Origin of the sequence: Dongia sp. (genome assembly GCF_041909655.1) — a bacterium.
In the GTDB taxonomy this organism is placed as follows: Bacteria; Pseudomonadota; Alphaproteobacteria; order Dongiales; family Dongiaceae; genus Dongia.
Window position 1 is genome coordinate 213,505 of sequence record NZ_JAYRDA010000005.1, and the last position, 14,876, is coordinate 228,380.

15 protein-coding genes and 1 tRNA gene are annotated in these 14,876 nt (G+C 61.0%); 8 read left to right on the top strand and 8 right to left on the bottom strand.

What is annotated here, in order from left to right; genetic code table 11:
• Positions 1-80 precede the first annotated feature (80 nt).
• Positions 81-1,325, top strand: coding sequence for an MFS transporter (locus tag ACE3PR_RS12135; protein ID WP_374372156.1), 1,245 nt, complete (start codon positions 81-83; stop codon positions 1,323-1,325).
• Between the two features lie 94 nt (positions 1,326-1,419).
• Here ACE3PR_RS12135 and ACE3PR_RS12140 read toward each other — a convergent pair.
• A tRNA-Arg gene (locus tag ACE3PR_RS12140) sits at positions 1,420-1,496 on the bottom strand.
• A 425-nt stretch (positions 1,497-1,921) separates the two neighbouring features.
• On the opposite strand from ACE3PR_RS12140, the gene ACE3PR_RS12145 reads away from it, so the two are divergent.
• The 3 genes from ACE3PR_RS12145 to ACE3PR_RS12155 all read left to right on the top strand — a co-directional run bounded on the left by ACE3PR_RS12145 (position 1,922) and on the right by ACE3PR_RS12155 (position 4,302).
• Positions 1,922-2,977: a hypothetical protein gene (locus tag ACE3PR_RS12145; RefSeq protein WP_374372159.1), complete on the top strand. Its 1,056-nt coding sequence runs from the start codon at positions 1,922-1,924 to the stop codon at positions 2,975-2,977.
• 143 nt (positions 2,978-3,120) lie between these two features.
• Positions 3,121-3,537 (top strand): DUF4864 domain-containing protein, encoded by a 417-nt coding sequence (locus tag ACE3PR_RS12150; protein WP_374372161.1) that lies wholly within the window; start codon positions 3,121-3,123, stop codon positions 3,535-3,537.
• Positions 3,538-4,302: a DUF3750 domain-containing protein gene (locus tag ACE3PR_RS12155; RefSeq protein WP_374372164.1), complete on the top strand. Its 765-nt coding sequence runs from the start codon at positions 3,538-3,540 to the stop codon at positions 4,300-4,302.
• A 13-nt stretch (positions 4,303-4,315) separates the two neighbouring features.
• Here the strand turns inward: ACE3PR_RS12155 and ACE3PR_RS12160 are convergent, their stop codons facing one another.
• Positions 4,316-6,265, bottom strand: a complete 1,950-nt coding sequence (locus tag ACE3PR_RS12160; protein ID WP_374372167.1) for a potassium transporter Kup — start codon at positions 6,263-6,265, stop codon at positions 4,316-4,318.
• Positions 6,266-6,522: 257 nt separating this feature from the next.
• On the opposite strand from ACE3PR_RS12160, the gene gpt reads away from it, so the two are divergent.
• A complete protein-coding gene (gene gpt / locus ACE3PR_RS12165; protein ID WP_374372170.1) occupies positions 6,523-7,002 on the top strand; it encodes a xanthine phosphoribosyltransferase in 480 nt (159 codons plus the stop codon).
• 3 nt (positions 7,003-7,005) lie between these two features.
• Here gpt and panC read toward each other — a convergent pair whose 3' ends face one another.
• Together panC and panB are read right to left on the bottom strand one after the other, a co-directional pair.
• Entirely contained in the window at positions 7,006-7,854 is an 849-nt protein-coding gene (panC, locus tag ACE3PR_RS12170; protein WP_374372173.1) for a pantoate--beta-alanine ligase, read from the bottom strand.
• Positions 7,855-7,890: 36 nt separating this feature from the next.
• Positions 7,891-8,757, bottom strand: coding sequence for a 3-methyl-2-oxobutanoate hydroxymethyltransferase (panB, locus tag ACE3PR_RS12175; RefSeq protein ID WP_374372176.1), 867 nt, complete (start codon positions 8,755-8,757; stop codon positions 7,891-7,893).
• Positions 8,758-8,920: 163 nt separating this feature from the next.
• On the opposite strand from panB, the gene ACE3PR_RS12180 reads away from it, so the two are divergent.
• The 3 genes from ACE3PR_RS12180 (at position 8,921) to ACE3PR_RS12190 (ending at position 11,219) form a co-directional block, all read left to right on the top strand.
• The gene (locus ACE3PR_RS12180) at positions 8,921-9,523 is read left to right on the top strand and encodes a hypothetical protein (RefSeq protein WP_374372179.1); all 603 of its coding nucleotides are present in this window, start codon (positions 8,921-8,923) and stop codon (positions 9,521-9,523) included.
• Between the two features lie 109 nt (positions 9,524-9,632).
• Entirely contained in the window at positions 9,633-10,508 is an 876-nt protein-coding gene (gene gluQRS, locus ACE3PR_RS12185) for a tRNA glutamyl-Q(34) synthetase GluQRS (protein WP_374372182.1), read from the top strand.
• Between the two features lie 12 nt (positions 10,509-10,520).
• Positions 10,521-11,219, top strand: coding sequence for a TerC family protein (locus tag ACE3PR_RS12190; RefSeq protein WP_374372185.1), 699 nt, complete (start codon positions 10,521-10,523; stop codon positions 11,217-11,219).
• 59 nt (positions 11,220-11,278) lie between these two features.
• Here ACE3PR_RS12190 and ACE3PR_RS12195 read toward each other — a convergent pair whose 3' ends face one another.
• The 4 genes from ACE3PR_RS12195 to folE are packed head-to-tail and all read right to left on the bottom strand — an operon-like array spanning position 11,279 to position 14,821.
• A complete protein-coding gene (locus ACE3PR_RS12195; RefSeq protein ID WP_374372187.1) occupies positions 11,279-12,130 on the bottom strand; it encodes a DUF4743 domain-containing protein in 852 nt (283 codons plus the stop codon).
• The gene (locus tag ACE3PR_RS12200; RefSeq protein WP_374372189.1) at positions 12,127-13,005 is read right to left on the bottom strand and encodes a DUF4743 domain-containing protein; all 879 of its coding nucleotides are present in this window, start codon (positions 13,003-13,005) and stop codon (positions 12,127-12,129) included. Before ACE3PR_RS12200 ends, ACE3PR_RS12195 begins: the two co-directional genes overlap by 4 nt.
• Before the next feature lie 13 nt (positions 13,006-13,018).
• Positions 13,019-14,176, bottom strand: a complete 1,158-nt coding sequence (gene argE, locus ACE3PR_RS12205; protein WP_374372192.1) for an acetylornithine deacetylase — start codon at positions 14,174-14,176, stop codon at positions 13,019-13,021.
• Positions 14,177-14,821 (bottom strand): GTP cyclohydrolase I FolE, encoded by a 645-nt coding sequence (folE, locus tag ACE3PR_RS12210; RefSeq protein ID WP_374372195.1) that lies wholly within the window; start codon positions 14,819-14,821, stop codon positions 14,177-14,179.
• Positions 14,822-14,876: the final 55 nt, after the last annotated feature.

Genomic DNA, 14,876 nt, shown 5'->3' on the forward strand with positions numbered 1-14,876 from the left:
AAAATTGGAGTTTTTTGTGGAAATCGGCGCTCCATTTGCGCATTTTGTGACCGTTATCACAGAAAATGAGGGTGCCACCTATGCTCGCTAGGAAGTGGCCGGCGTTAACGGTTCTGCTCCTGGCGCAGATTCTGGCGCTTTCTTTATGGTTCTCGGCGACCGCCGTCGTTCCCGCCTTGCGGCGCGCATTCGACCTAGACAATCTCACCGCTGCCTTGTTCACCAGCGCCGTTCAGGCGGGCTTCGTTTTCGGCACGCTGACAAGCGCCCTGCTTGGCCTTGCCGATCGCCTCGACCCAAGGCGTCTCTTTGCCGGTGCCAGTCTGTTGGCCGCCACTGCGAATGCGCTGATTCTTCTTCTGCCGGCCGAGATCCTGACGGGCCCCGTTATTGTCCCCGCCTTGCGATTCGTGACCGGCATGGCCATGGCGGGGATTTATCCGGTCGGGATGAAGCTGGCGGCGACCTGGGCGGAGACGCGCCACGGACGCAGTGATCTCGGATTCCTGGTCGGCCTGTTGGTGGGGGCTCTTACTTTCGGCTCGGCGCTGCCGCATCTCTTCAATGCCCTGGGAGGACTCGATTGGCGGCTCGCCCTTGCCGCAACGTCGACGGCAGCCACCATCGCCGCAGGCCTTGTTCTCCTGATGGAGGTCGGCCCGGCGCGCGGCCCCCCCAGGATCTTTGCCGCACGGCACGTCCTGCTGGCTTGGCGGCAAAGACCGCTCCGCCTCGCCAATCTCGGCTATCTCGGCCATATGTGGGAACTCTATGCCATGTGGGCCTGGATCGCGGTCTTCCTAGAGGCGAGTCTTCGGCTCAATCGGAGTGGCTTGCCTGAATCCTGGGTGATCGGCGGCCCGCTCTTCGGTGCTTTTGCCATCATCGCCGCCGGCGCGGTCGGATGCCTGGCGGGCGGCTGGCTTGCCGATCGTTATGGCCGCACCACCCTCACGATCGGCGCCCTGGCAGTCAGCGGCAGCTGCGCTGTAACGGCAGGCTTCCTGTTTGGCGGCGATCCCTGGCTGCTGCTGGCGCTCTGCCTGGTCTGGGGCATGAGCATCGTTGCCGATTCGGCACAATTCTCAGCGAGCATCACTGAGCTTTCGGAACGCGATCTCGTCGGCACGATGCTCACCATCCAGACCTGCATCGGCTTTCTGCTTACCCTCGCCAGCATCCATCTCATTCCCTGGATGGTCGAACTGGTGGGCTGGCGATACGCCTTCGCGATTCTGGCTCTCGGCCCCGTCATCGGTATCGTCGCCATGGCGCGGTTGCGCGCTCTGCCGGAGGCGCAAAAACTGGCCGGCGGGCGGCGCTAATCAATGTGAGATTTTCGAACGCATCGCCTCGCGAAGCGCGCTCGTTAACAGATCGAATTTTACTTTTTAGTTTTGCGCCAAGCCCTTGAAATCATGGCGCGCCCGGAAGGACTCGAACCTCCAGCCTTCTGATTCGTAGTCAGATGCTCTATCCAATTGAGCTACGGGCGCGCAGGGCATTTGGGGACAAAATCTGCCGCCGGCGAAGCCGAGGCCGTTCCAAATGGTGGCGGAACCTAGCCGAAAGGCGATGGCGATTGCAAGCCCTTTGGCTGGCGCCGCCGCAGGACTCGCGATTGGCACCTAAGATATTGTTTTGATGACCCTACTTACGTGTTTCAAGAGGAGGTTGTGTCACCCACAACGGAGATAGGGGCGAGATTTCTACCGCCCGCAACTGCGTTGCGGAATGCTGATTCTGTGGCCCTGCGGCCACCCTGTTGCGTACTTCACACGCAGCTATGATTGGCAACCGACTTGTGTTGTTGATTCTTGTCCTGAAAGCTGCCAAGAACTGTTGTAGGGTAACGGTTTGAGCAACCCGGGATGGGTATGGGATCGTGGGTTTGTTCGCTGCTTTTCGGGGTTCGGCACACATGAAGAAACATGTCTGGCTTGCGGCCTTGGCCGCACCGCTGCTGTTGGGTGGCTGCGAGGCCTTCAATAATGCCCTGTCGCCGTCCGTTTCCGGTGCGCCAATCGGCGCCAATGTGGCAAGTGCCACCACGGTGCCGCCGGGTCAGCCGACCGGTACGCTTGTCGGTCAGAAAGTCATTGAGGTCCGCAGCGACCTCAACCGTTTGCAGCAGGCCGTGCAGCAGCAATCGCTCAAGCATCAGGAATTGCGCAACAGCGCCGAGCGTAACGCCGCCGGCTACCAGACCACCGTCGGCGCCATCAACGGCAAGCTGCAGATGGGCACCACCCCGGGGAATCCGATGGTGACCAGTGCCTGGCAGCAGGCGCAGGGCCAGCTCGACCAGATCGGCAGCGATCTCGACCAGATGAACCGCCTGTCGAACGATGTCGCCAATAATGCGGCCTTCTCGAGCTATCTGCTCGATTCGATCCGGGCTGCCTATACGGTCTCCGGCGCGGTCGATGAAGACCACCGCCAACTCCGCATTCTTGAGGATCAGACGAATCAGACGACCGTCTCGATCGACCGTTTGCTGAACCAGCTATCCGAAGACATCTCGCGCCAGACCAACTTCCTTGGCACCGAGCGCAGCAACCTGACCATGCTGGCGAGCAGCGTCAGCACCGGCCAGATTTATGGCACCACGCTCGCCAGCCGTGCTTACGCTCCCCCGGCGCAACCTTCCCTTCCGCCGATGGCGGGTATGAGCACGGGCCGGCCGCTGGTTGTCATCCGCTTTGACCGACCGAACGTGAACTACGAACAGGCGCTCTATCAGGCCGCTTCCAAGGCTTTGGAAATGCGTCCAAATGCAGCCTTCGACGTGGTCGGCGTAGCCCCCGCCATGGGCCAGCCCGCCCAGGTAGCGCTCAATAGCGACATTGCACGCACCAATGCCAACCGGGTTTCGCGCTCGCTCCTCAATATGGGCCTGCCGCCCGATCGAATCGGCATAGCCCAGGTGAATGATCCCAACACCCAGGTGAACGAAGTCCACGTCTACGTTCGCTAAGCATCAGTTAGACCTCTACATTATTGACACCGAACCGGAACCGGCGCCCCCTTCAAGGGGCGCCGGTTTCCGTATGGGACCTGCAATCCAGCGGGTATGGCCGCACGTATTCGGTTCGTAGATCGATCTCGGAGGTGTCCGCCATGAAGCGCTGGGTACTCACCGTCCTCTTCCTCGCAGTGACCATGAGTTCCGGCCTTCGGGCGGATTCTTCGGATCAGGCTGCCGCTCATGAGATCATCCGGGCCCAGATGCAGGCATTTCAAACCGACGATGCCAACGTCGCCTTCGCCTTTGCCTCCCCCGAACTACAGACAAAGTTTGGCAGCCCAGCCGTCTTCATGGATATGGTTAAAAGCGGATACGCTCCGGTTTACCGTCCCCGGGCAGTTGAGTTTCGTGATTGGGTCGACTCGCCCGGCGGCCCGGAGCAGCAGGTTTTTGTGATCGGCCCTGATGGCAGGGGCTATATCGCCCATTATATGATGGAGCGGCAGCCCGACGGATCCTGGCGGATCAGCGGTTGTTATCTGGAGCCCTTGGGAGAAGAAAGCGTCTGAATGCGGTTTTTCTTTTGGTCGCTCGCGGCCGTCATCCTGGTCCCCCTCGCCGTCAGCATCGCTCGCGGCATGGCTTATGAAGGATCGTGGCGGGATGCCCCGCGTCATTCAGCCGGTCTCGCACCCGATCCCGGCAAGACGCCCGAAGCCATCGTCCAGATCTATACAGCGCGCGCCTTTAGCTGGCGCGGCTATGTCGCGACCCATCCGTGGATCATCGTCAAGCGCAGTGGCGCCGATTCATTCACACGTTATGAAGTCGTTGGCTGGGGCGGCGGACAATCCCTCAAAACCAATTACACCATTCCGGATGGTTACTGGTTTGGTGCCGAACCGAGTCTGATGGCCGAATATCGCGGCGCCGGCATCGACGGCCTGATCGATCGGATTGAAGCCGCGATCGAAAGCTACCCGTTCAAGGATCAGTACCGCAGCTGGCCGGGTCCCAACAGCAATACCTTCCTCGCCCATGTCGCCCGAGAAGTGCCGGAGCTGCGGCTCGATATTCCCGCCAACGCCATCGGCAAGGATTACCGTTCCTGGGATACGCCGATCGCCTGGGCGCCCAGCGGCACCGGTGTGCAGGCATCCCTTCTCGGTATCGCCGGCGTCACCCTGGGGTTGGAAGAAGGCGTTGAGGTCAACCTGCTCGGCCTCAATTTCGGCATCGACATTCTGCGTCCGGCCTTGCGTGTCCCCGGCCTGGGACGAATCGGCATGCAGGAAGATGTCGCACGTCAGGCCGAGGCCGTGACGACAAATTAGCCGGGCCGTCCGATTAGATTTCGGTGCGAGCGCCCAGTTCGATGATGCGGCCGACCGGAATGCGGAAATAGTCCGAAGCCGATATCTCGGTATCCGACAGCAGGATGAAGAGCCAGCGGCGCCAGCCGGACATGGCCGATTTCTGACGCGGCACGATACGCTCCCGGCCGATGAAGTAGGAAACGCTTTCCGGGTCCAGTTCCAAGCCGTCCTTTGCCGCCTGTCGCATCGCCGCCGGCAGATCAGGCTCATCGGCAAAACCGTAATGGACGATCAGCCGCCAGAAGCCACGACCGAATTCGCGCACCTCGACACGTTCCGCCTCAGGCACAAAGGGTCGCGCCTCGGTGATCAATGTCGTCATCACGATGCGTTCGTGCAGCACGCGGTTGTGGCGCATATTGTGGAGCAAAGCGAACGGCACCCGGTCGGTCTGCGCGGTGAGGAACAGGGCCGTTCCCGAAACGCGACTGAGATGACGTTCCGACAGGGCACCCAGGAACTCTTCTTCGGTCAGCGAGCCGGCGCCATGGCGTTTGGCGAGCAGGCCGCGCCCGTCCATCCAGGTCGACAGCACGAAGATGATGATGGCGCCGATCAGCAGCGGGAACCAGCCTCCATCCAGAACCTTCAGCAAGCTGGATCCCAGCAGCAGTGCTTCAACGACGAAGATAAAGCCGCAGACCAAAAGCGTGCGCTGCAAGCTCCACTTCCACAACGCGCGGAACACAAAGAATGCAATGACGGTATCGATGATCATCGTACCTGTGACGGCAATGCCATAGGCGCTGGCAAGACCGCTCGATGATTTGAACCCGACAACCAGGAGAATGACACAGATCATCAAAATCCAGTTGATCTGAGGCACATAGATCTGGCCGTGATGATGCGCCGAGGTATGCTGGATGAGGAGACGCGGGCAAATGCCCATGCGCATCGCCTGCCAGGACAGCGAAAAGGCACCCGAGATCACGGCCTGAGATGCGATGATCGTCGCCATCGTGGCAAGGCCGATCAGCGGATAAAGGAACCAGTCCGGCGCCAGCAGGTAGAATGGATTGACCACCGCCTCCGGACGTTCGAGCACCAAGGCGCCTTGGCCGAAGTAGTTCAGCATCAGGCACGGCAGCACAAAGGCAAACCAGCCGGCCTGAATCGGCTTGCGTCCGAAATGACCGAGATCGGCATACAGCGCTTCTGCGCCGGTCACAGCGAGCAGTACCGCGCCCATGACAGGAAAAGCGAGGCTGACATTCTGCACTAAGAACGAAAGCGCATAATGCGGAGAGAGCGCCAAAAGAATCTCGGGATGCTTGACGATCTGGAGCACACCCAGCACGGCCAGAGTTGCGAACCAGATCATGATGATTGGCCCGAAGAACGCGCCAACCCGGGCTGTACCGTAGCTTTGCGCGGCGAACAGGCCAATCACGATCGCGATGGTGATGGGAATGACGAAAGTGCTGAGTTCGGGACGGGCGATTTCCAGGCCTTCCACCGCCGACAGGATGGAAATGGCGGGCGTTATCATGCCGTCGCCATAGAAGAGCGCCGCACCGACAATACCGAGGGCCAGGAATTTTTCGCGGCGGCCGGATTTTGCCGCCGAGCGGATGGCAAGGCCGATCAGGGCCAAAAGGCCACCCTGCCCCTGGTTGTCAGCACGCAGCATGAGAAGCGCGTATTTGAAGCTGACGATGATCGACACTGTCCAGAAGATCAGCGACAGGATGCCAAAGACATGCTCGGGGATGGCGACCGTTTCGCGGGCACCGTGAAAGGCCTCGCGGAAGGTGTATAGCGGCGACGTACCGATATCGCCAAAAACGACGCCCAGAGCGCCGATGGCAAGTGGTGCCAGGCGGCCTGCGGGCTCGCCCGATCCGTCGTGATGGGATGATATGCCGGCTTGATGCAGTTTTGAAGCTGCACTGCCAGTGTCGGGTGTGTTTGTATTGGTCACGTCGGCTCGGTGGTACGGTCCGTCCAGTCACGGGCCAGATAGGGCCGGCTGGTTCGAACGTTACTCCATCCCTTGCATTAAGGCGGGCCGCGCCAGCCTATTCCCCGGATCGGCCCTCAATTGGGAGCGCATCCTGTCATCGGGTTGGCGCGCGCGCAATAGGGTTTTCGCACTGCAATATTGGGCCTTGACAGCGGCCCGGATGGCATGATCCAGCGTAGGGCAAAGGCCCAACGCCAATCTTCGGGGAACTAAACATGTCGGATCCGCAAAAGACCTTTCCCGTTTCCTGGGAAGAATTGCATCGCACGGCCAAGGCGCTGGCCTGGCGGTTGATCGAGAAAGGCCCTTTCAGCGGGATCGTGGCCATCACGCGCGGTGGTCTTGTGCCAGCAGCGATCATTGCGCGCGAACTCGACATCCGTCTGATCGACACGGTCTGCATGCAAAGTTACTCCGACGATCATGCCCAGGGACAGATCAAGGTCCTCAAAGGTGTTCCCGGCGACGGCGAAGGCTGGCTGATCATCGACGATCTGGTCGATACCGGGCGCACGGCGCGTGTCGTGCGGGAGATGCTGCCCAAGGCGCATTTCGCCACCATCTACGCCAAGCCGTCGGGCCGGCCCCTGGTTGACACCTTCGTGACCGAAGTTTCGCAGGATACGTGGATTTATTTTCCGTGGGACATCGAACTGCAATTCGCGCAGCCGATCGTCAAGCTGCAGCGCAGCTGAAGATCAGGCCACCGGCCAATTGTCGATAAGGCGTGTGCGACCGAGATAGGCGGCAACAAAGAGTCGCGTGCCCGCAGTGACGCGCTCGACCGGCTGCAAGCTGGCTTCGTTGCAAAGCTCCAGATAGTCAAGCTTGCTGAAACCAGCTTCAAGAAGCTCGGCCTTAGCTTCGGCCAAAACCGTCTCCACAATTTCGCCTGACGCGAGGCGTGCCGCCGCCGCGCGCATCACTTTGGGCAGAGCCGATGCGGACTGACGATCGGTCGCGCTGAGATAGCGGTTGCGCGACGACATGGCGAGGCCATCGGCCTCGCGCATGGTAGGCACGCCGACGATTTCCACCGGAATATCGAGATCCCGTGCAAGGCGGCGGATCACTTGCAATTGCTGGAAATCCTTCTCGCCGAAATAGGCGCGATCCGGCAATGCCTGGAGCAGCAGCTTGGTGACAATCGTCGCGACGCCACCGAAATGCCCGGCCCTTGTCGCACCGCAAAGATGTTCGGTCAAACCACTGACACCGACCGACGTGGCAAAGCCTTGTGGATACATCTCGGTAACGTCGGGGGCGAAGAGCAGATCGCAATCGGCGTCGACCAGTTTGGCCATGTCTCCGGCCTCGTCGCGGGGATAAGCCTTCAGATCTTCACTGGGGCCGAATTGCGTTGGATTGACGAAAATCGTCGCGATGACGCGTTGATTGTCAGACTTCGCTTGTCGAACCAGCGCCACATGGCCGGCATGCAGCGCGCCCATGGTCGGCACCAGGCCAACCGACAAGCCGGCTGCGCGCCACTGGGAAACATTCTCGCGCAGATCGGCGATGCGGCGAACAACCTTCAAATCACGCATGTGAATGAACTGGATCTAATGCGCTGAGAGCGATTCCTAGCCGTGCTTCTTCATGCTGCCGAAGATATTCTCCGGCCCAGGGAAGCTGCGACCACGAACCTCTGCCGCATAACGCGCGGCTGCCTCTTCGATCTCGCCGCCCAGCTCGGCATAGCGTTTCACGAAGCGCGGCTTGAACGTGCTGAACAGGCCCAGGATGTCTTCGGCAACCAGAACCTGACCGTCGCAAGCGGCTGAAGCACCGATGCCGATGACCGGCACGGGAACACGCGCCGTTACGGCTTGCCCGATCTGCTCCATCACACCTTCCAGCACCAGCGAGAAAGCACCCGCCTCGGCGATAGCGATCGCGTCCGCCATGACGCCGGTCGCTTCCTTGTCGCCGCGGCCACGCGCGCGATAACCGCCCAGCGTATTGACCGATTGCGGCATCAGACCGACATGGCCCATCACCGGAACGCCGCGCTTGGTCAGGAACGCAACGGTGTCCGCCATTTCGCGGCCGCCTTCCATCTTCACGGCCTGACAGCCGGTTTCTTTCATGATTCGGGCTGCCGAGCGAAAAGCCTGCTCGTGGCTTTCCTGATAGGATCCAAACGGCATGTCGACCACGACCAGCGCCTGCTTGGAACCACGCACGACGGCGGCGCCATGCTGGATCATCATCTCAAGCGTCACCGGCAAGGTGCTGTCGAATCCATAGAGCACCATGCCGAGGGAATCGCCCACCATCAGCAGATCAACATGCGAATCGAGCCGCTGCGCCATCGGCGTTGTATAGGCGGTGAGACAGACCAAAGGCTCGCTGCCTTTGCGCGCCGCAAATTCGGGAGCCGACAGGCGTTTCGTAGTGGCGCCGGTGGCTGCGGCCGGCCCTGATCCGGACGTGGCGTGCACGCTCATCTTCGTGTTCCTCCTGCGACCTTTATCGGTCGGCTGCTGACAATGGACAGGCCGACACTTTGGAGACATTCTGGCTGATATTGCTGCACCGCACAACCGCAATCCCGACTCGGTTATTAGGAGCCACTTGCCTGTTCCGCCGCCCCGGCAAACAGGCTAAACCGTGCGGGTCTCCAAGGAAGAAGCTCGGCTTTTCGATATGTACAAGGATAACAGCCTGATCCCCTCGGAAGCGGTCCGCCTGGCCGCCCTCGGCTTGCTCTGGCAGGGAGAGCGCAGCTATGCCGATTTGGCGCGGGAAATCCGGCATATTATCGGACGGATCGTCGGCCCCTCCCTGGAACTTCTGGGCCCGTCCCTCGAACTCTACAAAATCGAGGGCCTGATCGAGGCGGTCGACCCGAAGCTACCGCCGGAGACCCAGATCATGCGCCTCAGCGCGGATGGCCAGGCCGAACTCCGCCGGCTCATGACCACCCGCTTGCGCGGTGCCATGGGTGAGTTCAACAAGCTGATTATCGCCTTCAAGATGCATTTCCTGGGTTGCCTCCCCGTCGCCGAGCAATGCGCTCAACTCGATCTACTCATCGAGGCCTGCGACAAGGAATTGGCCCGTCTGGGCGACCTCCGGACCTATACCCCGCTATCACAATCCAACAGCCATCTGACGTCCTGGCTGGATCTTGAGATCGCCGAAGTGGATGGGCGCCGGCAATGGTTCCAGGCTTTGCAGGCCCGCCTGGCCGCTATGGCCGACAAACTGTGACCTGGGCACCTGGCAGGGCCGCAAAAATGGCCAAATTGTGGCCGAATTCCGTAGCAATTCGGGCGTGGGCCATTGCAGTCCGCCGTTCCCCATCCTACCTACAGGGCTAATGCGCTCATTCACCACCAGATTCGCCCCGAGTCCGACCGGCTTTCTGCATCTTGGGCACGCGCTGTCGGCGCTGGATGGGTGGTCACGGGCGCGAAAGGCCGGGGGAACGTTTTTGTTGCGTATCGAGGATATCGACCGGACCCGCTGCCGTCCGGAATACGAGGCTGCCCTGCTGGAGGATATGAGCTGGCTGGGCCTCGACTGGGACGGCCCCATCCGCCGCCAATCCGATCATTTTTCGGACTATGCAGACGCCTTGACCCGCCTACAGGCAATGGATGTGATCTACCCCTGCTTTTGCAGCCGAAAGGATATCGCCGGAGCCAGTTCCGCCCCCCAAGGACCGGACGGCCCGCTCTATCCCGGTACCTGCCGCGCGCTCGACTCCGACGATGCCACCGCCCGGCAAGCGGCAGGCGCCCCCTATGCCTTGCGCCTTGACGTCGCCAAGGCACGGGCACTGGCCGGCGATCTGTCGTTCGAAGAGGAAGGCCTGGGCATGGTCGCCGCCCGGCCGGAACGCCTCGGCGATGTCGTCCTGGCGCGGCGCGACACCCCCTGCAGCTATCACCTTTGCGTAACGCTGGATGACGCCTTGCAGGGCGTCACCCTGGTGACGCGTGGTGAAGATTTGCGGCCAGCCACACATATCCATCGCCTGCTTCAGGCGTTGCTCGGCCTCGACGTGCCGCGCTATGCCCATCACAAGCTGCTCAGCGACGCCAACGGTGTCAGATTGGCCAAGCGAGCTGGCGCGACCAGTCTGCGCGCCTTGCGCCAGTCAGGCTGCACACCACGCGACGTCAGATCAATGGCGGGATATTCGGAAGATCTCTCGCAGCCCTCTTCACCCTCACCCCTTCACTCACATTAAAGCAGTTCAGCAATGTTCGATTTCAACGACATCATAAGCCTCCTCACCGGCCCTGAAATGGTTGCCTTCGGTCAGGTGATTCTGATCGATCTGGTACTCGCCGGCGACAATGCCATCGTTGTCGGCATGGCCGCCGCCAGCCTGCCGTCGCATCAGCGCGCCAAAGTGATCCTGATCGGCATCGCCGCCGCCACCGTCATGCGCATCGGCTTTGCGCTCGCGACGACCTACCTGCTCAGCATCATCGGCCTTACCCTGGCCGGCGGCATTCTGCTGCTGTGGGTGTGCTGGAAGTTCTGGCGCGAGCTGGAACACCAGCGCCGCGAAAACCGGAAGGCCGCTTTGCGCAAGGGCGACAAGCTGACCTCGGAAGAAAAGATCGAGCTGGAAGAAGGTGAGAGTGCCCTGCCCGGTGCGGCCCCGGCGAAGACCATGCGTCAGGCTATCATCCAGATCGTCATCGCCGACGTCTCCATGTCCTTGGACAACGTTCTGGCGGTGGCTGGCGCTGCGCACGAGCATCCGAATGTTCTGATTTTCGGCCTGGTGCTTTCGGTCGCCTTGATGGGCCTCGCCGCGACATTCATCGCCACGATGCTGAAGCGCTACCACTGGATCGCTTATGTCGGTCTGGCCGTGATCTTCTATGTCGCTGCCGAGATGATCTGGCGTGGCTGGGCCGAGGTTGCGCCCATGGTCAACGGCGCCTAACGCTCAAGGCCGGCGGGAATGTGGATAAGACGGCATTCCCGCCGGCTGTAGTTCTCCGTTTAAGGCTTCCGGGCAACCGCCAGCGCAAGGTCGCTGTAATCGGGCCTATCGGGCGCGATGTAGCCATGCCTGATCAGAAAATCGACAATTACCAGACCGACATTGAACTTGAATGAATCGGTCTCCGCGAGCACGCGCTCGACCTCGCCAAGGCGCATGAGGCGAAAATCAGCGATCTCGCCGTCATTGTTCTGCGGCAAGAAATCGGCCGGCAGTTCCAGGTCATAGACGAATATGGTGTCGTCGCGCAGGCACCCGTCGAGCTCCATCCGATAGCTCAGTGCGCCGCAAGGCCGCGCGCGCCGCGCCAGCTCCTTGGGAATGGAGGCCTCTTCAGCGGCTTCCTTCATCAGATTGTCGAACGGCTTCATGCCTGTGGGCAGGCCGCCGGCAACGAGATGATCGAACTTGTTGGGTTCGATCGGCCGCGACGCGGCACGCCGCCCGATCCAAAGCCAGATCTCGCCATCGCGCCGCACATATCCATTGAGATGGACGCCATAGGCCTTCACGCCGAAGAGCGGCACCGCGGCGCGTTCCAGATCGAACAGGGGTGGCTGGCCATAAGTTTCGGCCACCGGGAACAACTCGTCGCGCCAGCCGGAGATGAGGCCGTTCTGCCGCATTTCACGCATCACGGAATCAATCGCGGCTGACCTGTAGTCGAAGGTGTCGAGATGCTCGGCGACGCTGACCGATTGATCCGTTACCCGAAAGACACTTGGATATTGCGCGAGAGAACGCGCCATATCCGCGCGCATGAAGCCGACACGGCTGCTAGCCACGCTGAAAGGACGATAGCGAGAGAGATCATGGCGGTGACAAACATTGATGCGATCGATCAAGCTCATGCGGCGACCTGCACGGGATCGTAGGGCAAGGGCGGTCGCAACCCGGCCACCAGGGACAGGAAATCGGGATCCTCGGGACCAATAAAACCATGCCGGATCAGAAAATCGACCTGCACGATGGCGCTGTCATACATGAAGTCGTCTTCCGAACGCAGCCGATGAATCAGTTCGGAAACCGGCACCAGTTCAAAACCGGCCACCTCTCCATCCCGATTCTGCGGCGTGAAATCCGCCGGCAATTCAAGATCGAAATTGAACTGCATGTCGATGCGCAAACCCTGCACGGCTTCGAATATCAGCGTCACGATACCGACCGACACCGCCTCCCCTGCCAAGGCCGCTGGAATTCCAGCTTCCTCGTCGCATTCCTTGATCAGGTTCTCCATCGGCGTCAGGCCGATCGGCTGGCCACCGCCGACGATGTGATCCAGCATATTGGGATCGACCGACTTTGTGGCCGCGCGGCGCGCCACCCAGACCTTCATGCCCCAGCCACGGCCGACGAAGCCGTTGAGATTGACGCCATAGGCCAGAACACCGAACAGCGGCACCGCTGCGCGTTCCATCACCAGCAGCGGGGGCGCATTGAACTGCGTGTTGACGGGGTAAAGCTCGTTGCGCCAGCCGGGAACGAGACCGCTCGCGCGCAATGCAGATAACGTTTCAGCCATGGCTTCGCTTCGCAACGGCGCTGTCGCAAGCCGGGGGTGAAGCGCCAATGCTCCATCATTGCTTATGAAACGATCGGGCCATTCGAGCAAGCGGCGCGCCAGATCCGGTTTGACCCAGCCCACATGCTGGCCGGCGACAATAAAACGCCGGTAGGCATTCATGTCCGGCAGTTGGTGACGGCGGAATTGTCGCAGCAGACTCATGGATGATCGCCGTTCAGTTCTGTCGTGCCCAGGCGATGAGGTGCCGCAGCAGCGATTCACCGGCCAGCAATTGATCCTTGTCGATATATTCGTCCGGCTGATGCGCCTGGGCAATATAGCCCGGCCCACAGACGATTGCGGACATGCCGGCTTGCTGGAACTGTCCGGCCTCGGTCGCGAAGGGCAGGCTCACCGTCTCGTTGGCACCGGTCAGATGCTTCAGCAGCGCTTCGGCGGCACCTTCATGTTCCTCGACCAGCGGCGGCGCGGAAACCCGCGGTGTCGTCACAATGTCGGCTTCCGGAATGTGCCGGCGCAACTGCACCAGACGTCGCTCGGCAAAAGCAGCGAGCGGCTTCAGGACCTGATCTGGATGCCCGCCAGGAACGACTCGAAAGTCCCACAGGAAGCGGCATTGCCGAGCGATGATGTTGACGGCGGTACCGCCTTCAATCGAGCCGATATTGAGCGAGCAATGCGCTGGGTCGAAAGCGCGGTCAAATGGGCCGTTGGCGCGGATATCGCCGTAAATGCGCGCTATTTCGCCGATCACTTCAGATGCGAGCACAATTGCATTCAACCCGCGCTCCGGCTGGCTGGAATGTCCGTCGCGGCCGGTGATTTCGGTCTGGAACGAGTAAACGCCCTTGTGACGGACGCCGAGTTTCATGCCCGTGGGCTCGCCGATGATGGCGAGGCGAGGCTTCGGCAGTCTCTCGCCGATCGCAGCGAGGAGATGTGGCGCACCGAGACAGCCAAGCTCTTCGTCATACGAGAAAGCGAAATGGAGTGGCGTTGTCAGCGGCTTGGCCAGCATCTCCGGCACCAAAGCAAGGCAAAGTGCGATAAAGCCCTTCATGTCGCTGGTGCCGCGCCCATAGAAGCGCGAGCCATCATCGCGCAGCACGAAGGGATCGCTGCTCCAGGGCTGTCCCGCGACCGGCACGACATCTGTGTGGCCGGAGAGAACGATGCCGCCATCCCGCTTCGGTCCGATAGTCGCCCAGAGATTGGCTTTCGGTTGCCCGTCCGGTGCAGGCACGATTTCGACGGCCACGCCGAATTCGGAAAGATAATCCCCGATCCAGCGAATGAGCGCGAGATTGGAGCGCGCCGAGACAGTATCGAACGCGATCAGCTTCTCGAGGATTCCGACCGTATCCAATGCCATTTAGGATCCGGACCCCATACTGGAGGGCGGTAACCCGATAAAGGCAAGAAACTCGCGCCGGGTCGAGGGATCCGAACGGAAGGCCCCCAGCATGCGGCTGGTGATCATCGAGGTGCCTGGCTTGTGAATGCCCCGCGTCGTCATGCAATGGTGGCTGGCATCGATCACCACCGCGACACCACGCGGCTGCAGCTCGTCATTGAGGGTATTGGCGATCTGCGCCGTCATCTTCTCCTGGATCTGCAGGCGCTTGGCATAGCATTCCAGCAGGCGCGCGAGTTTCGAGATGCCAACCACGCGCTTGCGTGGCAGATAGGCAATATGCGCGCGGCCGATGATCGGCGCCATGTGATGTTCGCAATGGCTTTCGAAACGAATGTCCTTGAGGACGATCATCTCGTCATAGCCATCCGTCTCTTCGAAGGTGCGCTTCAGCACCAGCGACGGATCGACGTCATAACCACTGAAAAATTCGCGATAGGCCTTTGCGACCCGGCGCGGCGTATCCAGCAACCCCTCACGCGTCGGATCGTCGCCGGCCCAACGGATCAGCGTGCGGACGGCATCCTCGGCATCCGTCTGGCTGGGTTTGGACGCACGGGGCTTCGCGGTTGCACGGCCTGATTTCGGTGCTGATTTCGCCACAGATGGCTTCCTTTCCGTCTCGGCCGATCGGGACTCGGATGCGGCCCTGGCCGAT